This window comes from Arthrobacter sp. Sr33 (assembly GCF_054511195.1).
The window spans coordinates 55,077-73,164 of record NZ_JBTNDD010000001.1; the positions used below are offsets into that span (position 1 = coordinate 55,077).

Genomic DNA, 18,088 nt, shown 5'->3' on the forward strand with positions numbered 1-18,088 from the left:
ACCATGGCACGCAATTACACCCTGTTCACCGGCCAGTGGGCCGATCTACCCTTCGAGGAGGTAGCCAGGCTGGCGGGCGAATGGGGCTACGACGGGTTGGAGGTCGCCGTCTCCGGGGACCATCTGGATGCGTGGCGCTGGGACGACGATGAGTACATCGCTGGCCGGCTGGACATTCTGGAACGTAACGGGCTGAAAGTGTGGGCCATCTCCAACCACCTCAAGGGTCAGGCCGTGTGCGACGACCCGATCGACTTCAGGCACCAGGCCATCGTCGGCGCCCGGGTCTGGGGCGATGGGGAGCCCGACGGCGTCAGGGCACGCGCCTCCGAGGAAATGCAGCACACCGCGCGGCTGGCCCAGAAGCTCGGGGTGAAAACGGTGGTGGGGTTCACCGGTTCCTCGATCTGGCAGTACGTGGCCATGTTCCCGCCGGTGTCCCAGGACGTGATCGACGCCGGCTTCCAGGACTTTGCGGACCGCTGGAACCCCATCCTCGACGTGTTCGACGAGTGCGGGGTCCGGTTTGCCCATGAGGTGCACCCGTCGGAGATCGCCTACGACTACTGGTCCACCCAGCGGGCGCTCGAGGCCATCGGGCACCGGCCGGCTTTCGGTTTGAACTGGGACCCCAGCCACTTCATGTGGCAGCAGATCGACCCGGTGGCGTTCATCTCCGACTTCGCGGACCGGATCTACCACGTCGACTGCAAGGACACGAAGATGCGGATGGGCGGCGGCCGCAACGGCATCCTGTCCTCGCACCTGCCGTGGGGAGATTCCCGGCGCGGCTGGGACTTCGTGTCCACGGGCCGCGGCGATGTGCCGTGGGAGGACAGTTTCAGGGCACTGACCAGCATCGGCTACGACGGGCCCATTTCAGTGGAGTGGGAGGACGCCGGGATGGACCGGCTGCAGGGTGCACCCGAAGCCCTGGCCTTCCTGAGGCAGTTTAACTTCGGGCCCTCGGGCGCCTCCTTCGATGCTGCCTTCAAGCAGTAGCGGGCTCCTGTCCCAGGGCGGGCCGGTGTAGCGGCCGTGTGATTTGCCGTAACGCACCGGAAACGCCACCGTAGTAGCCTTTCCACATGCGCGAAAACCAAGCCAGCATCATTGAGGAAATGGGCGTGCGGCCCACCATCGATCCCGCAACGGAAATCCGTGCCAGGGTCACCTTTCTGAAGGACTACATCAAGGCCACCGGGACCAACGGTTTTGTTCTCGGGATCAGCGGCGGAGTGGACTCTTCGCTGTCCGGCAGGCTCGCCCAGCTGGCCGTGACTGAACTGGCCGAGGAAGGGACTGAGGCGGACTTCATCGCCGTCCGCCTCCCCTACCGGGAACAGCAGGATGAGGATGACGCGCAGGCGGCCCTGGAGTTTATTCAGCCGAAAAGCCAGCGCACCTTCAACGTCGCAGCAGCTGTTGACGGGTTCGAAGCGGAGTATGCCATTGCCACGGGTGAGGACATCTCCGACTTCACCAAGGGAAACATCAAGGCCCGGGCGCGGATGATTGCCCAGTACGCGCTCGCCGGCCAGCACAACCTCCTGGTGATTGGCACCGACCACGGAGCGGAATCGGTCACCGGGTTCTTCACCAAGTACGGCGACGGCGGAGCTGACATTCTGCCGCTGTTTGGCCTCAACAAGCGCCAGAACCGGGAGCTGCTCAAGGAACTCGGCGCGCCGCCCCAGGTTTACACCAAGGTGCCGACGGCTGATCTGCTGGATCATCAGCCCGGCCGCACCGACGAACACGAACTGGGAATCACCTACGACCAGATTGACGACTATCTGGAAGGCAGGGAGGTGGAAGAGTGGGCTGCTCTCGCGATTGAGCGCCGCCACACCATGACCCGCCACAAGCGCACCGTCCCTGTCACCATTCTGGACACCTGGTGGCGGGGCTGACGCCCGGGACATTGGTAACGTGTTCCCTGTGAAGATTGCCACCTGGAACGTAAATTCCCTCCGAGCCCGCGCGGACCGCGTCGAAGCCTGGCTAGACCGCTCCGACGTCGATGTCCTCGCAATTCAAGAGACCAAATGCAAGGACGAGAACTTCCCCTGGGATCTGTTCGAAGCCAACGGCTACGAGGTGGCCCACTTTGGTCTGAGCCAGTGGAATGGCGTCGCGATCGCCTCCCGGGTGGGGCTCGACGACGTCGAACGCACCTTCGAGGATCAGCCCCTCTTCGGGAAGGACGCGGAGCCGATCCAGGAAGCCCGCGCTATCGGTGCCACCTGTGGCGGCGTGCGGGTCTGGAGCCTGTATGTCCCCAACGGACGGTCCCTCGACGACCCCCATATGCAGTACAAGATTGATTGGCTCGACACTCTGCGGGCAAAAGCCCTTGGCTGGATCGAAACCGACCCGACGGCGCAGATCGCCCTGACCGGCGACTGGAACATCGCCCCCCAGGATGAGGACGTCTGGGATATCGACCTGTTCCAGCGGGAGGGCTACACCCATGTCAGCCCGGCGGAGCGCGCCGCCTTCCACGCGTTCGAAAACTCGGGCTTCACCGACGTCGCCCGCCCCCACACCCCGGGCCCCGGCGTCTACACATACTGGGATTACAAGCAGCTGAGCTTCCCCAAGAAAATGGGCATGCGGATCGACTTCGTGCTGGCATCTCCGGCGCTTGCCGAGCGTGTGACCGGCGCCTCGATCGACCGGGAGGAACGCAAGGGCAAGGGCGCCTCGGACCATGCACCGGTCATTGTGGAGCTGGGGTAACTGATGGCGGCCATCGGTCCGGCCGCCACGGGCCACACCTTCCCCTACGTGTCGTTCCTCAGGGTCTTCGAACCGCTTGAGGCATTCAGCGACGCCCAGCAACTGGTGATTTTGGAGCAGCGGTCGCGGGAACGCAAGGACACCGAGGGGATTGAACGCAACAACTCGCTGCAGCGGATTCTTCGCCAGGTGTCGGACCCGTTCCCCCACCACGGGGCAGACCTGGTCCGGGTCCTTCATTTCCCCGGCACTAACGGCGTCACCGCTCAGTACTATTGCCCCAATCAGCTGGCGGTCCGCACCTCGCTGGCAGCCGAGTCGCTGGGACAAACGATTCGCGGTCCGCTGGTGGATGTGTTGCTGCCCGAAGCGGCAACCGACGCACACCAGGCGCGACTCGATCCCGAGACCGTCGCCGAGACGACCGCCAAGCTCCACACCCGATCAGCCACCTGGGGGATTCCATTCTCCTGGTTTGTCCTGATCCACGAAGACGATCTCACCGAGGTGATTGAGGACGGCGGCAAGGTCCGCACCGTGCGGATGGCCGCGGCGGTGCACGAATGCATCGAGCGGGCCAAGCACGCGATGGCGTCTCTGGCGATCGCTGCGCCGGAGCTGGACCTGCTCGATGACCTGACAGACATTATCGAATGGCTCCAGTTGTTCCGTCTCGACGCGGTGGTGGAACTCGACTACGGCCCGGTCGCCGACCTGGTGTTCCCCGACGAGTCACCCATGGACGTCAGGATGGGCATCGAGTGCCTGGCGGAAGGCGACATGACGGGCGCCGCAGCGTCGTATCGTCGGTTGGCCTCCCGCTGGATCCCGATCCGCCAGTTGGCCCGCGCCAACTAGCCGCCTGCTACCGGCCACATCGACACCAGCACCTCGCTGCCAGCCGCCTGCCCGGGCGCGCGCCGTCGTCGTCGGCCGCCACCTGCGCCGTTCCGGTGAGGAACCTTGACGTCGGGGGCCAACATTTCCTCCACCGATGTCTTGGCTGACGCGTCCGGTCCAGGTTGCTCACCAGACCGGACGACGACGGCGCTAGTTGATCCCCTCCACGGCGTAGGACACCTTGGTGACGCCCTTCTTGGACTTGATCTTGGTGATGGTCAGGGTGCCGATGTCGCTGACGTCCCGGACATGGGTGCCACCACAGGGGACTCCGAAGTCATCGCTGTACAGCACGATCCGTGCTGGTTTGTTGGTGGGGATGTTGTCCGGAACGTTGCGGCAGTAGTCGCCCATCTCCGATACCGGCATGAACCTGATTTCGTTGGTGCTTCCGGCGCCGACCACATCACGCGCTGCCTGTTGGATCCTCACGAGCGTGGCTTCGGTTTCCTCCGGAGCCAGCGCAGCGTTGTATTCGACGAAGGACATGTGGGGATAGTGTGCGCCTTTGCCTGGAACCCAGGGCAGGCCGAGCCGTTCAACCGCCAGGTCCACCACATGACCGGCCGAGTGCAGGCGTGTGTTCAGCACCCGCCGGGTCGTGTCGACCGCCAGCGACACTTCGTCCCCGACGGCGATTGGCCCGTTTCCGAGGTGGTGGACCATACCTTCGGGGTCCAACCGGACCTCCTCCACCGCGAACTCACCGGCGGCTCCCCTGATCGCGCCGGTATCCCAGTCCTGGCCACCACCGCGGGGGTAGAAGCAGGTCCGGTCCAGGACGACGTCGGTGCGGCCGTCGTCGTCGACGCTGACCGACTGCACGCGTGCGGCGCCGGTCAACACATCGAAGTCGTTCAGGTACATCAGTTCGGTAGCCATCCGCCGATTCTATCTACCCGGTTGCCCACCGAATCGCACCATCCAGTGGAGCGTTACGTATCTGCCCAGCGAAAGCGTGATTCAGTGGGCGGGGTGGTCACCTAGCGGACAGGTAGCGCGGCGGCCCGGTTGACGTCCTGATGATCAGCTCGTGCGGACGGGGTGCCGGGGCGGCAACGGGCACGCCCCCCTCGAGCTCGGCAAGCAGGAGATCAGCAGCATACGCCCCCTGCTCCTCGGGGCTTTGCCGGATGGTCGTCAGGCTCAGCGGGTCCGCGAATTCGTGGTCGTCGATTCCCACCACCGAAAGCTGCCCGGGGATGCTGATCCCTAGATCGGCGGCTGCACTGATCACGCCGAAGGCCATCTCGTCCGAGGAGCAAAACACTGCCGTTGGCCGATCAGCCGGATCCTGCAGGAGGGTTAGCGCCGCCGCCTTTCCACGCTTGAAACGGAAGTCCCCGAACACTGACCACTCCGGTCGGACGGACAGCCCATGCCGGGCCATCGTGGAAAGATACGCCTCCTCACGGATGCGGGGCACCTCGAACTCGATACCAAATGACCCGCCGCCCCGCAGGTGTGCAATGTCAGTGTGCCCCAGGGCAATTAGATGCTCGACGGCGTCCCGGGCCGCGGCGTCGTCGTCAATTCCCACATGACGGACTCCCCGGACGGATCCGCCCACCACGATGGTGGGCGAATCCAGGGCTTGCAGCGATCGGAGTTCATCATCCGTCAGCTCCATGCACATCACGAGGAGCGCATCGATGCGTTTGCGCAGGATGGACCGGTGGAACACCCGTTGCCGGTTGACCCCCGACCCGCCCAGGCTGAACACCACCAGGTCATATCCGGCTGCACGGAGCTGGCGATCCACCCCCTCCAGCACCGCCGAGAAATACCAGCGTTCAATCTGCGGCAGCAGCACTCCCATCGCCATGGTCCGGCCGGACGCCAGACCCGACGCCGACGACGACGGCACGTAGCCGAGCTCCTCTGCGGCACATTGCACCCGCAACCGGGTGCTGGCGGACACTCCGGGCAGCCCGCGGAGCGCCCGGGAAACGGTCGCCGTTGAGACGCCAAGGGATTTTGCGACGTCGTCAATGCTGGTCATCGGTTCATCCCTTAAGGCCGCCCGCCAGCAGACCGCGAACAAAGTAGCGCTGTAGGCCGAAGAAGACCAGCAGCGGAACGATCATCGACACGAAGGCACCAGCGGTGAGCCTGTGCCATTCGCCGCCGCGCGTGCCGGTGAGTTCCGCCAACCGCTGGGTGATGGGGGCGACGTCGGGCGTGCCACCGGAGAAGACCAGCGCGACCAGCAGGTCATTCCAGACCCACAGGAACTGGAAGATGGCGTAAGAGGCGAGTGCCGGAACTGACAGCGGGATGATGATGCGCCAGAAGATGGTGGCGTGACCCGCGCCGTCCACCCGGGCCGCCTCGATGACTTCACCGGGTATCTCAGCTATGAAGTTATGGAGCAGGAAGATGGCGAGGGGGAGGGCGAAAATTGAGTGCGCGATCCACAGTTGGGCGTAGGATCCTGACGGCAGTAACTGGAAATCACCGATCTGAAGGTTCACGAACAGGCTCAGGAGCGGTATCAGCGCCATTTGGAGGGGAATGATCTGGAGGGCGAAAATGAACACGAACATCGTGTCTTTCCCCCTGAACTTTCCCCAGGCGAACATGTAAGCCGCCATGGCGGCGATCACGAGCGGGATGATTGTGGCGGGAATGACGATTGCCAGCGAGTTCACGAAGTACTGGCCAAGGTTCGGCGACTGGCTCCCCCCGGATACCAGCACATCCACGTAATTATCGGCCGTGAGCTCGCGATCCCCGAACACGTTCCACCAGCCGTTGCGCTGGATGTTCTCCTCAGGTCTGAAAGAGGAAATCAGGAGGCCCAGGGTGGGGATAGTCCACACGGTAGCAATGATGATCGCCGCGATGGTTGCACCCCGGGAAGTGAGCTTCTGCTTAACCCGGCGGGTGATGGGCGGCTGCGCACCGGCCGGGGTTTCCCCGGGCTGGGCTGATGCGGGAACTGGGGGAATAGTCGGCGTCGAGCTCATCGGATCTGCCTCTGCTGCTTGAGTACGCGTGCGTTGTATACGACCACCGGGAGCACCATGAGGAACAGAACGAGTGCCAGCGCCGCGCCGCGACCGGGTTCATTGGCCCTGAATGCCTGGGTGTACATTTCGTTGGCGATTACCGAGGTGTCGTAGTTACCCGCGGTCATGGTGCGGACAATGTCGAAGACCTTCAAGGTGATGATGGTAATAGTGGTGACCACCACGACCAGCGCTCCCCGAATGGAGGGAATGGTGATGTCACGGAACTGTTGCCACGCTGACGCGCCATCCAGCCTGGCCGCCTCAACAATCTCCATGGGAATGCCCTTGATGGCGGCCGAGAGGATCACCATCGCGAAGCCAACCTGGATCCAAACCATCACAGCGATCATGAAAAAGGTGTTGCCGGGCGCGTCGAGGAGGAACTGCTGAGGTTCGCCACCAAACCACACCAGGATCTGGTTCAGCAGACCGATTTGCTCCTGCTCCGGACCCTTGTAGGCGTACACAAATCGCCAGATGACGCCGGCGCCCACCATTGAAATGGCCATTGGCATGAAGACCAGTGCTTTCAGGGTGCGCTCGCCCTTGGCTTTGTCGATGAAGACGGCGTACACCAGCCCAATACCGGATGCCAGAAGTGGCACCAGGATGACCCAGAGCACCGTGTTGCGCAAAGTAATCAGCGCGGTGGGTTCAGTGAACATCCACACGAAGTTCTCGATACCGTTGAGGTTGCCATCACGGTCGGTAAAAGCCAGCAGGGACGTCTGGACGGCAGGCCAGATCATCCCGACGACAAGCAGGATCGCTGCCGGGGCGAGGAAACCAATGACTGTCGCTTTATCCCGGAACGACTTGGGTGCCCGGTCAACGATGAGCATGATTAATCCGATAATGGCGGCGAAAATGGCCAGAGCCACCACCACCTGCAGGAACTTATTGCCAAGGTCCTCCATTGCGCAGCCTCCTTGGTGCGATAAAGGGTGATGCAAAACGCGCTTTTGCGAACGACACGGCACCGAGCACGGTGTGGAAAATGTCAGGACAAGCCCGGCGTTCCTCCTTGACGAAGGAACGCCGGGCTCGCTCTTGAACTACTGCGGCCAGGAGCTTTCGATGGTGTCGAGGACCTCCTCGGTCTCCGAACCGTTGATCCACTCCACGATGCCGCTCCAGAAGGAGTTGGCACCAACAGCGCCCGGCATCAGGTCGGATGCGTCAAAGCGGAAGACGGTGTCCTCGTTTTGCAGCAGTTCGATGGATTGACGATCCAGGTCGGACGTTGCAACCGATGGGTCAAGTGCCAGGTTGGCACTGATTCCGCTGCCCTGGGACACCCTGGCATTGGCAAACTCGCCGCTGGCCATGAACGACTGAAAGGCGACAACCTCTTCACGGTCGGCATAGGCAGCGATGATTTCGCCACCACCGGTGATTGCTCCGCCACCAGCCTCAACGCCCGGTGTCATGAACGCCCACACGTCGCCGTCTTCGGATACCTCGGTGCCTTCGGGCCAGTTGGCAGCCTGGAACGATGCCTGGTGGTGCATAGCGCAAGTTCCGTCGAGAACTGGCTGCCCTGCATCAGCGAACGGGGTGGAAAGGATCGACCGCACATCTCCAATTCCCCCGTTGACGTATTCCTCGTTCTTCAGGATCTCCCCCACCGCGTCGAAGGCTTCAGCGATTTGCGGATCGTTGAAGGGGATCTCATGGTTCACCCACTGGTCGTAAACCTCCGGACCTGCCTGGCGCAGCACGTAGTCCTCCACCCAATCGGTCCCGGGCCAACCCGTGGCTTCGCCGGATTCGAAACCAGCACACCACGGTTTCATGGTGCCGTCGGCCGCGATGTCCTCGGTGAGTGTCATCATGTCGTCGAGGGTCTCAGGGACTTCCCAGCCCATGTCCGTGAACACCGTTGGGTCATACCAGACGTAACCCTTGATATTGGCGAGCATCGGCGCACCATAGAAGACGTCGTCGACAGTGCCATATCCCTTCCAGTCCTCGGTCCAGTTCTCATCAACCAGCGCCTCGACCTCGGCCGGTGCGGGCAGGACGTTGCCGCCCGCGACTTCGGCAGCCAGCAGGCCAGGCTGTGGGAAGATCGCGATGTCTGGGGGGTTTCCAGCCTGCGAGCGGACCCCAATCTGTGTCTCGAACTCCTTCGAACCCTCGTACACCACTTCAACCCCAGTGCACTCGGAAAAGTCTGCCCAGGCATTCTCGAGCAGTTCTGCCTCGGTGTCCACAATGGTTGAGTAGACGCTGACCTCGGCGTCCTCGAAGTTTCCGTAGCTCTCGTAGGCCGCACAGTCGGCTGCAGGCTCGTCGCCGCCGCCGCCGTCGTCCCCGGACCCGCTGCCGCATGCGGAGAGGCCCAGTGTCAGTACGCTCAGTGCCGCGATTGGCAGCAGCGTTTTCTTGGTCGGAATTGTCGCCATGAATAGACTCCTTTGTCTGGCGGTGGCAGCCTACAAAACCCGCCCCGCCTCAGCATTTGGTAAAATGAATGTAAGCGCTTACGTATTACAGGACAATACTTGTGCCAGATGTCACAGTGTTTGATACCAAATCGTGACGTGCACCTCAGCATCCCTTTCCCCCACTCCCGATTTCTCCAAGGAGAGTCAATGACCGCCTCTGCACCTGCAGTCAGCCGCTCGACCGATACTCCAACAACCCTTAGCCCGTGGTGGGCTGACGCGGTGATCTACCAGATCTATCCCCGCTCCTTCGCGGACGGCAATGCTGATGGCATGGGGGACCTGCCGGGTGTCAGGAGTCGGCTCCCCTATCTACGGAAGCTCGGAGTGGATGCCATCTGGCTTTCACCGTTCTATGTCTCCCCGCAGGCGGACGCCGGATACGACGTCGCCGATTACCGCGACGTTGACCCGCTGTTTGGCACCCTGGCCGACTTCGACTCAATGCTCGCTGAAGCCCACGAGTCCGGCATGAAGGTGATTGTGGACCTGGTCCCGAACCACACCTCCGACGAACACGAATGGTTCAAATCCGCCAAGCATGCGGCCCTCGATTCGCCGGAACGCGACCGGTACATCTTCCGGGACGGCAAGGGCGCCCACGGGGAACTGCCGCCCAACAACTGGCAGTCCATCTTCGGTGGCAACGCCTGGACGAGGCTGGAGGACGGCCAGTGGTACCTGCACCTGTTCGACACCAAGCAGCCGGACCTCAACTGGGACAACCCTGAGGTGCGCGCGGAGATGGTGTCTGTGCTGCGGTTTTGGCTGGACCGCGGGGTGGACGGCTTCCGCATCGACGTCGCTCACGGCATGGTCAAGGCCGAAGGTCTGCCGGACTGGGCGGAGCAGACCCAGATGATCGACGGCGGGAACTCGGATAAATCCGATGCAGATCTCAATCAAACCCCGCCCTATTTCGATCAGCCGGGCGTGCACGAGATTTACCGTGAATGGAACAGGGTCCTGGCGCAGTACGACGGCGATCGGATGCTGGTTGCCGAAGCTTGGGTGGAACCTGCGGAACGGCTGTTCCGCTATGTCCGTCACGATGAAATGCAGCAGGCGTTCAACTTTGATTTCCTGCTGGCGGGCTGGGATGCTGCCCAGTTGACGGAGAGCATCACCGAATCGCTGACCGAGGCGGGGAAAGTGGGAGCGCCAAGCACCTGGGTGATGTCCAACCACGACACGGTCCGCCACACCAGCCGGTTCGGCCTGGAGGACCCCACCCAGTTCCCCAAGGGTCTCGGAACTGACCACGAGCAGCCTGACGAGGCGTTGGGGCTCTCCCGCGGCCGGGCGGCCGCGCTGGTAATGCTGGGCCTACCCGGTTCCGCCTACATTTATCAGGGGGACGAGCTCGGGCTTCCCGAGCACACGACCCTTCCCGACGGCGTCCGCGAGGACCCGACCTTCGCCCGGACCAACGGTACGGAGATCGGCCGCGATGGCTGCCGGGTTCCCCTGCCCTGGCTTGCGGAGGCTCCCGGCTTCGGATTCGGAATGTACGACGCCGTGAGCGCGCCGGGCGCCGCCCCCTGGCTCCCGCAACCGACAAGCTTCGCCGGCTACGCGGCCGACACCCAGGTAGATGTCTCGGGCTCCACCTACGAGCTGTACCGCGATGCACTGGGCCTGCGCCGCAGCCATGAGCTGGGTCGTGGGAACCTGGAATGGACTCCGCTGAACAGCCCGCAGGAGGGTGTCCTCTCCTACCGCAACGGGGTTGTCCTGGTGCTTGCCAACATGGGGGCCGCGACGATCGAGTTGCCCAATGACCACCGGGTGATCCTGGCCAGTGACGGGTCAGCGGTCGACGGCGGGCGCCTCACCACCAACGCGTCCGTGTGGTTGGTGCCGCTCAGTTCCTGATGGTTAGCGCACCCGCTCCGTCCGGGTGAAACGGGTCCGGGCGCCGGCGCTGATACTGATCAGCACCGGCGTCTGGCGTCCCACCAGCAGGTCGAGGGCTCTGACCAGGTCAGTGACCTCGGTCGCCACCTCGTGCGGAGACACCCCCGATCGAGGGAAGACCCTGATTCTCAAGGCCGGTTCCCCATCGAACACGTAGGTGGTGACCGCTGCATTCACGAGATCCCCGCGCTCCTGCAGGGCTGCCTTCAGCGCCTGCTCCGCGACCGACCCGTTGATTATCACCCGACCGGCAGCCTGCCCGCTGGCATCCGCATGGCTGTCATCCTGGGCCAATGTTCCGGAGCGCCCACGCCCCTGCGCGGCGATCCAACCGACCATGCACGCCACAATCAGCAGCATGACGAGCGCCAGCACTATCCAGAGCCAGCTATCCCGTTGTCCGTCGAGCGTGGTCTGCCGCAGCAACCCGTCGATTCCCTCGCCGAGATCGGCAGCAACCGATCGCCACCAGCGGGCTGCCGCCGGGAACATCAACAGAGTCGTTGCCACTCCCGCAGCCATCAGGAGGGTGCCGATGAGACCCAGTAACAACCGATTGAGGATCCGTGGTGTCTGGTTCACTGGCCAATCACCCCTGAAGGGGCGACGGCTACCCGCACCGCCGGGACCGGCGCGACGGATGTCAGCCGCAGTTCGTCCTCGACGACGCCGCGGATGCGTTCGACGTCGACCGGCACGCCCGACGTCGGACGCACCTGAACATCGACGGCCCGACGCCCCACGGTGACCATCACCTGATCCGGGGTCACCCCGGCGGCCACCCGCGCGCGGCGGGCCAGGGCCGAGGCGAGCACTTCAGCATCGACCACGATCCCGGTGCGCTGGTCGGGAATGGCATGGCGCGCCCGGCGCCCCGGCAGAACGGCGCTAAGAAAGCACAGGAGGCCAATCAGGAACATCAGCAACCCGGCGCCCACCAACGGGGCCAGCTGGACATTGTCGGGCAGGTCCCCCAGCCACGCTGCCACCTGCTCCGGGCTGACCAGCCAGGCGTTCTGGCCGGTTGCCTTCAGCGCAGCCTCGAACATCACGTACAGGCAGATGACTGAGATCAGGATGGCGACGGCGACCGCTGGTAGCGCGCGCGATGAATGCAGTTCACGGCGGACCACCTTGCGGGTCAGCTGGGCAGTGCGTTCATTCACCTGGCACGTCCCCCCTCAGCCGCCATGATGCCGGTGATTCTGATGTCGACCCGACTCAGCCGTGAACCACTCAGCTGGGCTACCTGTTGCAGCACGAGAGCTTTCGCCGCGTGCGTGCGGTCCCAGATCGATCCACCCACCCCGGTGACCAGGGATGGATCCTGGAGCGTACGGGTGAGGGACGGGACGCCGATGGGAAGCGCGAGGCGCAGGGCCAGCAGCCCCTGGTCGTCGGACCAGCTCGCGCGGATCTGCTGGGCTGGAACACCGAAGACGTCGGCAGCAACCGCCCGCGCGGTACTGGTGAGCGCCTGAGTGCTGATCCGGTTGTGCCCCGCGAGACCCGGTGGTGCCGCGCTCACGAGGAGGAGCGTCGGCCCGTGAGGGCGTCGCGGACGCTGGCCAGGTCCACTTTGCCCTCGGCAACCCGACCCAGCAGCGCGCCCACTGCGACGAAGAGGGCCATGAGGAGGAATCCCCAAAACCCGAAGATCAGGGCAGTGAATGCGAGGACGGCGCCAAGCGCCATACCGACTACGGTGGGAGTCATAGTGATGGCCTAACTAGCTGCGGGTCGGGGTTTGTCGGGGGTTTTGGGGTCATTGAGGCCGGGTACGTGGACATCGGTGATCTCCACGTTCACTTCGATAACCTGCAGCCCCACCAGTTCCTGGACCCCCTGATAGACAGCCGACCTCACCTGATCGGCGACGGTGGTGAGGGGGTAACCGTACTCAGCCACCAGGACAACGTCCACCGCTACCTGGGTCTCCCCTACCTCCACCTGCACACCCTGGCTCAGGTCGTTGCCGCCGACGGCGTCGCGGATCGCGCCTAGCGCCCTACCGGCCCCGGTCCCGAGGCTGAAAACACCCGGAACTTTCCTGGCAGCAATGGCGGCGACCTTGGCGACCGCAGGGTCGGCAATGGTAGTTTTCCCACCCGTCGCATCAACCGTGCTGACGGTGGTCCCGGTCTCCCGCGGGAGCGGCCCGTCAGCGACGCCGGGAAGCGGCTCAGCCGGTCGGTGGCTGGGTGGTGGTGTCCTGTTCTCATCCATCGGCGTTGCACCCTTTCGTTGAGCCCAGCCTAACGGGTACCCGCCCTGGAAGGCACTGCCAGGGGGCGCCCGTCGACGGCGACTACTGAACGGGCTTGTTGCAGTGCTCGTGCAGCCACTGCTCAACGGGTGCCACGGCCTCCCGGTAGGAGGCTTCGTCGAAACTCCCCCCATTTTCGGTACTGGCCGTGACCACCTCCTGCAGCCGGTCGAAATCGTCAGCCAGCTCCGGGGGAACCATTGACCGCACATCGTCGATCTGGTTGTGGAGCCGTTCGACCGTTTCATCATCCGAAGATCCCATGAAGCTCAGCGGCGCCAGCAGGATCGAGGAAACCCCGGCGGCCACAATGACGCAGTCCTTCATGCTGGTGCCCACGGATCCGCTGTCCCCTGAGTTGTCAGGTGATGAGGAGCCGGGGGAACCCTCCGGGTCGGCGGTTTCGGCGAGGGAATCCTCAGCCGGAGCGGAGGGTTCGTCGGTGGGTGGGTCAGTGGTGAGGTCGGGAAGTTCAATCGCGGTGCCTTTCGGCTCAGGGCCGGAGTCACCACAACCGGTGAGCGAGAAGGCAAGCGCGCACACGGCAGCAACTGTGACACGCGATCCCAACACCCAGGCATCTCCCGATTCATTTGACTTCCCACTGACATGTTACTTAACGCACGAGCGCCCCGGTCTTCTCCTCGACCGGGGCGCCTTCTGAGCGGGAGCTCACCAAACGTTAGGCAGTAACCTTCTGACGCAGCGAGAACCGTCCCTTTTCGGGAAGTGCCAGCTTGAAGACCTTCGCCCAGGTTGACGCAACCTGCTTTGGCAGGGGCCCGGTGGTGTAGGGCAATCCGTAGCGGTTGCAGATTTCCTTCACCTTCACAGCAACCTCGGCGTAGCGGTTCGATGGCAGGTCGGGGAAGCAGTGATGCTCCACCTGGTGCGACAGGTTGCCGGTCATCAGGTGCATGAACTTGGAGCCAGAGATGTTGGCCGAACCGATCATTTGGCGGACGTACCAGTCGCCGCGGGTTTCACCTTCAACCATTTCCTCGGTGAACGTGTCGGTGCCCTCGGGGAAGTGTCCGCAGAAGATCACCGCGTGCGCCCAGACGTTGCGGATCGCGTTGGCGGCGAGCGTACCGTAGAGCGCCTGCTTTCCGGAACCAGTCAACATCGCAACAGCGGGCGTGGCAGCGTAATCCTTGGTGAATTGCTTTACCGCTTTGACGCCAACCGCCTTGAGGTCCCTCGACATGTCCTCCTTGGACTTCAGGCCCTCTTTGTACTCGGGGATTTCCAGGTCGTAGAGAGCAATTCCCCACTCGAAGACTGGCGCCAGGATCGCGTTATAGAGCGGGTTGCCCAGGTTGAAGGGGGTCCACGGCTGATCGGCATCCATGCGCAGCAGGTTGTAGCCGACGTCCCGGTCCTTGCCCACCACGTTGGTCCAACGGTGGTGCAGGTCATTGTGGGTGTGCTGCCAGGACCTGGCCGGAGTCACGAAGTCCCACTCCCAGGTGGTGGAATGAATGTCAGGATCCCTCATCCAGTCCCACTGGCCATGGAGCACGTTGTGCCCAATTTCCATGTTTTCAAGGATCTTGGCGACACTGAGCATAGCTGTGCCTGCCACCCACGCCGCCCTGTTGCGGCCCACCAACAGGGAAGCACGGCCCGCAATTTCCAGGCCGCGCTGAACCTTGATGACCCGCCGAATGTAAGCGGCGTCGGTGGCTCCACGCTTGGCGAGCACCTCGTCGCGGACTGCATCAAGCTCGCGGCCCAGCTCCGCAATCTGTTCATCGGACAGATGCGCTGCTGCTGGCGGCCTCACCAGCGGATGCCCGGTTGCAGCGAGCGCCCCGGGCCGGGTCACTACGGGCTTCGTCTCAGTGCGTTCGGTCAGTGTCGTCATACGGTGGTGCTCCTTAAAGGTCCAGATTGACGGGTCCGGCTGCTGCCGAAACACACGTCTGAATTAATTGGCCGGGTTCCCCATGAACTTCCCCCGTGCGGAGATCGCGGACCTGACCGGCTCGCAACGGGGTAAGACAACTATGGCAAATGCCCATCCGGCATCCGCTGGGCATCAGCACGCCAGCGTCCTCGCCGACGTCGAGCAGGGGTGTATCGCCGTCGGCTTCAACCTCGCGGTCGGACGCCTCAAACTGAACCAATCCGCCGTCGTGCCCCTCACTGCCGGCAAGATTGGTGCTGAACCGCTCGATGGTGAGCGTACTTCCCTCCGAGGCCTCCTGGCCCGCAGACAGCGTGGGTTGGGACGCCCACAGCGCCTCCGCGTCATCGAGGAACTCCTCAGGACCGCAGGCGTAGGCTGCACGTTCACGCCAGTCTGAGCACAACTCTTCCAGTTCGGCGTCGGATCCAAAGTCCAGCCTGCCTCGCTCAGCCGTGAACAGGTGGGTTACCCGGAGATTGGAGAACTGGTCGGCCAGCTCGTTCAGCTCTTCCAGGAACAGACTGTCCTTCGGCGTCCTCGCCGAGTGGATCAGGACGACGTCGGCGTCCGGGCGTCGTGGCACCAGGGTCCGGACCATCGACATCACTGGAGTGATCCCGCTACCGGCGGTAAGCATGAGCAGCGGGCGGGGATGTTCAGGGAGGACAAATTCGCCCTGCGGTGGAGCGAGGAACAGGACATCGCCCGGCTTGGTATTGCGTACCAGGACCCCCGAGACTGCGCCGGCGTCGGTCACCGTAATTGCGGGATCCGCGCCTGCGGCGGCACTTAGCGAATAGGAGCGCCAGTGGCGAACGCCATCCAGTTCCACACCGATACGAGCCCACTGGCCAGCCTGGTGCGCTTTCCAACCCCACCCGGGATGAAAGTGGATGGTGACCGAATCGGGCGTTTCGGACACGACTTTAGTAACCACACCGCGCAGCTGACGGCTCGAGTACACCGGGTTGAAGAGGGCTAGTACGTCTTCAGGGGCGAGAGGAGTGATCAGAACGGATGCGGCGCGGGCAAGCTGACGGAGCCGAATCATCCTTCAAGTCTAGAATAACGGTCGCCGTAGTTCTCCTAGCAGGACATACGATTAAGCCAAGGAAACTATCCCGTCGAAACAATCCTCGAGGCATTGCATGAGTTCCACCACACCCGGCGCTGCGAGTCTTGCGTTGGAGCCACCCTGGCTTGCCCTACCCGAAGAGATCAGCGCACTGCTGCGTCCCCTGATGCCGGGCGTCGTCGAAGCGATCATTGAGGCTGTGCCGCAACTGGTTCCGACTTATGCGAGGCCCATTGAGGGTCGGTTCGGTCGGGGCTTACGGCGCGGGGTCGCGGTAGCTCTTGAGCGCTTCCTGCAGCTGCCGGGGACCAGGCTGCCCGCCCTGTCCGAGGAGAGTAGGCAGCTGGTAGCAGGGCTGGGGAGCGGGGAATTCCGGCAGGGTCGCAGCATGGATGCCCTGCTGAGCGCCTACCGGATGGGTGCCCGGGTGACCTTCCGTGAGATGTCGCGGATCTCAATGAAGCAGGATCTGGGCCTTGAGGTGGTGGTGAACCTTGGTGAGTCAATCCTGGCCTACATTGACGAGCTTTCGGCGGTGAGCGCCGAGGCGTATGCGTATGAGCAGTCCGAGCGTGCCGGGGCAGTCGATCGGCGCAGGACCGAGCTGTTGGAACTGCTACTGCTCGGGCAGGCAGACGAGGCGGCGCTGCGGCAGGCGGCATCGATGGCTGATTGGGCTTTGCCAGCACAGATGACCGTGGTCACGCTGCCCCTTGACCGGGCCGCGGGGCTGCGCCGCCAGCTCGACCCCGGTTCCCTGTTGGTGGAACGGGAAACAGACGCGGTGGTCCTGGTCCCCACCCGCGACACCCCAACGGCCCGCCGCCAGCTATCGAAGGCACTACAGGGACGGTCGGCAGCAGTGGGGCCGGCCTCCGGCTGGGAACGGGTCCCCGACTCGTTGCGGTTGGCAGTTCTGGCCGCCACAGTGTTCCCACCACGTGAAGGGCCCGAGGATCCTCCCATCTGGGCCGACGAGCATCTGGCACAGGTCATTCTTGGCGCCGAACCCACAGCAATCACCGAGCTGGCCCAGCGTCGGCTGGCGCCGCTGGACGGGTTGCGGCCGGCCCAGCGGGAGCGACTCGTGGAGACTCTCCAATCCTGGTTGAAGCATTGGGGGCAGCGGGCACCCATTGCCGCCGAACTGGAAATTCATCCGCAGACGGTTGGCTACCGGCTCATTCAGCTTCGCGAGGCTTTCGGTGACGACCTGGAGAATCCCCAGATCCGATTCGAACTCCAGCTAGCCCTCCATGCCGGGCGGCGTTGACACGGCCTATCGGATCCACCTCGAATAAACTAAGGTTGCTTAGAAGATTGGTTGGGTCGAACACACCAGACGGTTCATCCAGCCAATAAGAACTTAGAACGATCAGACAGGAGCACCATCATGAAGAACAAACTTGTATTCGCAGCAGGCATGGCCGCCGGCTATGTGCTCGGCTCGCGTGCCGGTAGGGACAGCTACGACAAGCTGAAGACCAAAGCTGACGAACTGTGGAACAACCCGAAGGTGCAGGAGACTGTTGCTGACACCGCTTCCACCTTGAAGCACAAGATGCCCGAGGTGCAGGAGCAGGCTGGCGGCGCCGTCAAGAAGGCCAAGGAGTCGGTCTCCGGTGCACTGCACCGCAGCGACAAGGCCGATGACGCCAAGGGAACCTCCACAGGTTCAGCGTCCACCGGTTCAGCGTCCACCGGCCCCAGCGGGGGCAACCCCGCCAAGGTTGAGGACACGCCGTTCCAGAACCAGGACGATGACACCCGCCCGGACACCGTCTAGGTAGCTCCCGTTTGGGGTAGTTACCC

The 18,088-nt window shown here is 63.4% G+C and carries 21 protein-coding genes; 7 read left to right on the forward strand and 14 right to left on the reverse strand.

What is annotated here, in order from left to right:
* Window positions 1-3: 3 nt before the first annotated feature.
* The 4 genes from ACX80T_RS00305 to ACX80T_RS00320 all read left to right on the forward strand — a co-directional run bounded on the left by ACX80T_RS00305 (window position 4) and on the right by ACX80T_RS00320 (window position 3,600).
* Window positions 4-1,002, forward strand: coding sequence for a sugar phosphate isomerase/epimerase family protein (locus ACX80T_RS00305; protein WP_019483302.1), 999 nt, complete (start codon window positions 4-6; stop codon window positions 1,000-1,002).
* 86 nt (window positions 1,003-1,088) lie between these two features.
* The gene (nadE, locus tag ACX80T_RS00310; RefSeq protein WP_459303491.1) at window positions 1,089-1,913 is read left to right on the forward strand and encodes an ammonia-dependent NAD(+) synthetase; all 825 of its coding nucleotides are present in this window, start codon (window positions 1,089-1,091) and stop codon (window positions 1,911-1,913) included.
* 28 nt (window positions 1,914-1,941) lie between these two features.
* Window positions 1,942-2,742, forward strand: coding sequence for an exodeoxyribonuclease III (locus ACX80T_RS00315; RefSeq protein ID WP_019483304.1), 801 nt, complete (start codon window positions 1,942-1,944; stop codon window positions 2,740-2,742).
* Between the two features lie 3 nt (window positions 2,743-2,745).
* Window positions 2,746-3,600, forward strand: coding sequence for a hypothetical protein (locus ACX80T_RS00320; protein ID WP_019483305.1), 855 nt, complete (start codon window positions 2,746-2,748; stop codon window positions 3,598-3,600).
* Here the strand turns inward: ACX80T_RS00320 and ACX80T_RS00325 are convergent.
* The 6 genes from ACX80T_RS00325 to ACX80T_RS00350 all read right to left on the reverse strand — a co-directional run bounded on the left by ACX80T_RS00325 (window position 3,597) and on the right by ACX80T_RS00350 (window position 9,064).
* Window positions 3,597-3,725, reverse strand: a complete 129-nt coding sequence (locus ACX80T_RS00325) for a hypothetical protein (protein WP_459303492.1) — start codon at window positions 3,723-3,725, stop codon at window positions 3,597-3,599. The two genes, ACX80T_RS00320 and ACX80T_RS00325, sit on opposite strands and share 4 nt — an antisense overlap.
* Before the next feature lie 67 nt (window positions 3,726-3,792).
* Complete coding sequence (locus ACX80T_RS00330) at window positions 3,793-4,524, reverse strand: alanine--tRNA ligase-related protein (protein ID WP_459303493.1); 732 nt, start codon at window positions 4,522-4,524, stop codon at window positions 3,793-3,795.
* A 97-nt stretch (window positions 4,525-4,621) separates the two neighbouring features.
* Window positions 4,622-5,644 (reverse strand): LacI family DNA-binding transcriptional regulator, encoded by a 1,023-nt coding sequence (locus ACX80T_RS00335; RefSeq protein WP_459303494.1) that lies wholly within the window; start codon window positions 5,642-5,644, stop codon window positions 4,622-4,624.
* Window positions 5,645-5,648: 4 nt separating this feature from the next.
* On the reverse strand, window positions 5,649-6,611 hold the full coding sequence (locus ACX80T_RS00340; RefSeq protein ID WP_019483308.1) for a carbohydrate ABC transporter permease: 963 nt from the start codon (window positions 6,609-6,611) through the stop codon (window positions 5,649-5,651).
* A complete protein-coding gene (locus ACX80T_RS00345) occupies window positions 6,608-7,573 on the reverse strand; it encodes a carbohydrate ABC transporter permease (protein WP_019483309.1) in 966 nt (321 codons plus the stop codon). Before ACX80T_RS00345 ends, ACX80T_RS00340 begins: the two co-directional genes overlap by 4 nt.
* Window positions 7,574-7,711: 138 nt before the next feature.
* Window positions 7,712-9,064, reverse strand: coding sequence for an ABC transporter substrate-binding protein (locus ACX80T_RS00350; protein WP_116778357.1), 1,353 nt, complete (start codon window positions 9,062-9,064; stop codon window positions 7,712-7,714).
* Window positions 9,065-9,253: 189 nt separating this feature from the next.
* Between ACX80T_RS00350 and ACX80T_RS00355 the strand changes: the two genes are divergently transcribed.
* Window positions 9,254-10,981 (forward strand): glycoside hydrolase family 13 protein, encoded by a 1,728-nt coding sequence (locus ACX80T_RS00355; RefSeq protein WP_019483311.1) that lies wholly within the window; start codon window positions 9,254-9,256, stop codon window positions 10,979-10,981.
* 3 nt (window positions 10,982-10,984) lie between these two features.
* On the opposite strand, the gene ACX80T_RS00360 is transcribed toward ACX80T_RS00355, so the two are convergent.
* The 8 genes from ACX80T_RS00360 to ACX80T_RS00395 all read right to left on the reverse strand — a co-directional run bounded on the left by ACX80T_RS00360 (window position 10,985) and on the right by ACX80T_RS00395 (window position 16,252).
* The gene (locus ACX80T_RS00360) at window positions 10,985-11,605 is read right to left on the reverse strand and encodes a hypothetical protein (protein ID WP_116778356.1); all 621 of its coding nucleotides are present in this window, start codon (window positions 11,603-11,605) and stop codon (window positions 10,985-10,987) included.
* Complete coding sequence (locus ACX80T_RS00365; protein ID WP_116778355.1) at window positions 11,602-12,189, reverse strand: DUF6286 domain-containing protein; 588 nt, start codon at window positions 12,187-12,189, stop codon at window positions 11,602-11,604. Before ACX80T_RS00365 ends, ACX80T_RS00360 begins: the two co-directional genes overlap by 4 nt.
* The gene (locus tag ACX80T_RS00370; protein ID WP_019483314.1) at window positions 12,186-12,551 is read right to left on the reverse strand and encodes a hypothetical protein; all 366 of its coding nucleotides are present in this window, start codon (window positions 12,549-12,551) and stop codon (window positions 12,186-12,188) included. Before ACX80T_RS00370 ends, ACX80T_RS00365 begins: the two co-directional genes overlap by 4 nt.
* Window positions 12,548-12,739, reverse strand: a complete 192-nt coding sequence (locus ACX80T_RS00375; RefSeq protein ID WP_459303495.1) for a DUF2273 domain-containing protein — start codon at window positions 12,737-12,739, stop codon at window positions 12,548-12,550. Before ACX80T_RS00375 ends, ACX80T_RS00370 begins: the two co-directional genes overlap by 4 nt.
* A gap of 9 nt (window positions 12,740-12,748) precedes the next feature.
* Window positions 12,749-13,249, reverse strand: coding sequence for an Asp23/Gls24 family envelope stress response protein (locus ACX80T_RS00380; RefSeq protein ID WP_459303496.1), 501 nt, complete (start codon window positions 13,247-13,249; stop codon window positions 12,749-12,751).
* A gap of 82 nt (window positions 13,250-13,331) precedes the next feature.
* Window positions 13,332-13,832 carry a hypothetical protein gene (locus tag ACX80T_RS00385; protein WP_459303497.1) on the reverse strand — a complete coding sequence of 167 codons (501 nt, stop codon included), beginning with the start codon at window positions 13,830-13,832 and terminating at the stop codon, window positions 13,332-13,334.
* A 139-nt stretch (window positions 13,833-13,971) separates the two neighbouring features.
* On the reverse strand, window positions 13,972-15,156 hold the full coding sequence (locus ACX80T_RS00390) for a fatty acid desaturase family protein (protein ID WP_459303498.1): 1,185 nt from the start codon (window positions 15,154-15,156) through the stop codon (window positions 13,972-13,974).
* A 13-nt stretch (window positions 15,157-15,169) separates the two neighbouring features.
* Entirely contained in the window at window positions 15,170-16,252 is a 1,083-nt protein-coding gene (locus tag ACX80T_RS00395; RefSeq protein ID WP_459303499.1) for a ferredoxin reductase, read from the reverse strand.
* Between the two features lie 97 nt (window positions 16,253-16,349).
* Here ACX80T_RS00395 and ACX80T_RS00400 point away from each other — a divergent pair, with 97 nt between their 5' ends.
* Window positions 16,350-17,549 (forward strand): PucR family transcriptional regulator, encoded by a 1,200-nt coding sequence (locus tag ACX80T_RS00400; RefSeq protein ID WP_019483320.1) that lies wholly within the window; start codon window positions 16,350-16,352, stop codon window positions 17,547-17,549.
* Window positions 17,550-17,669: 120 nt separating this feature from the next.
* Window positions 17,670-18,062: a YtxH domain-containing protein gene (locus tag ACX80T_RS00405; protein ID WP_024476248.1), complete on the forward strand. Its 393-nt coding sequence runs from the start codon at window positions 17,670-17,672 to the stop codon at window positions 18,060-18,062.
* Window positions 18,063-18,088 lie beyond the last annotated feature (26 nt).

Coding starts and splice junctions, on each gene's coding strand:
- ACX80T_RS00325 (WP_459303492.1), bottom strand. CDS start 3,725: ATGTTGGCCCCCGACGTCAAGGTTCCTCACCGGAACGGCGCAGGTGGC.
- ACX80T_RS00345 (WP_019483309.1), bottom strand. CDS start 7,573: ATGGAGGACCTTGGCAATAAGTTCCTGCAGGTGGTGGTGGCTCTGGCC.
- ACX80T_RS00305 (WP_019483302.1), top strand. CDS start 4: ATGGCACGCAATTACACCCTGTTCACCGGCCAGTGGGCCGATCTACCC.
- ACX80T_RS00380 (WP_459303496.1), bottom strand. CDS start 13,249: ATGGATGAGAACAGGACACCACCACCCAGCCACCGACCGGCTGAGCCG.
- ACX80T_RS00335 (WP_459303494.1), bottom strand. CDS start 5,644: ATGACCAGCATTGACGACGTCGCAAAATCCCTTGGCGTCTCAACGGCG.
- ACX80T_RS00400 (WP_019483320.1), top strand. CDS start 16,350: ATGAGTTCCACCACACCCGGCGCTGCGAGTCTTGCGTTGGAGCCACCC.
- ACX80T_RS00355 (WP_019483311.1), top strand. CDS start 9,254: ATGACCGCCTCTGCACCTGCAGTCAGCCGCTCGACCGATACTCCAACA.
- ACX80T_RS00320 (WP_019483305.1), top strand. CDS start 2,746: ATGGCGGCCATCGGTCCGGCCGCCACGGGCCACACCTTCCCCTACGTG.
- ACX80T_RS00350 (WP_116778357.1), bottom strand. CDS start 9,064: ATGGCGACAATTCCGACCAAGAAAACGCTGCTGCCAATCGCGGCACTG.
- ACX80T_RS00395 (WP_459303499.1), bottom strand. CDS start 16,252: ATGATTCGGCTCCGTCAGCTTGCCCGCGCCGCATCCGTTCTGATCACT.
- ACX80T_RS00405 (WP_024476248.1), top strand. CDS start 17,670: ATGAAGAACAAACTTGTATTCGCAGCAGGCATGGCCGCCGGCTATGTG.
- nadE (WP_459303491.1), top strand. CDS start 1,089: ATGCGCGAAAACCAAGCCAGCATCATTGAGGAAATGGGCGTGCGGCCC.
- ACX80T_RS00340 (WP_019483308.1), bottom strand. CDS start 6,611: ATGAGCTCGACGCCGACTATTCCCCCAGTTCCCGCATCAGCCCAGCCC.
- ACX80T_RS00330 (WP_459303493.1), bottom strand. CDS start 4,524: ATGGCTACCGAACTGATGTACCTGAACGACTTCGATGTGTTGACCGGC.
- ACX80T_RS00390 (WP_459303498.1), bottom strand. CDS start 15,156: ATGACGACACTGACCGAACGCACTGAGACGAAGCCCGTAGTGACCCGG.
- ACX80T_RS00375 (WP_459303495.1), bottom strand. CDS start 12,739: ATGACTCCCACCGTAGTCGGTATGGCGCTTGGCGCCGTCCTCGCATTC.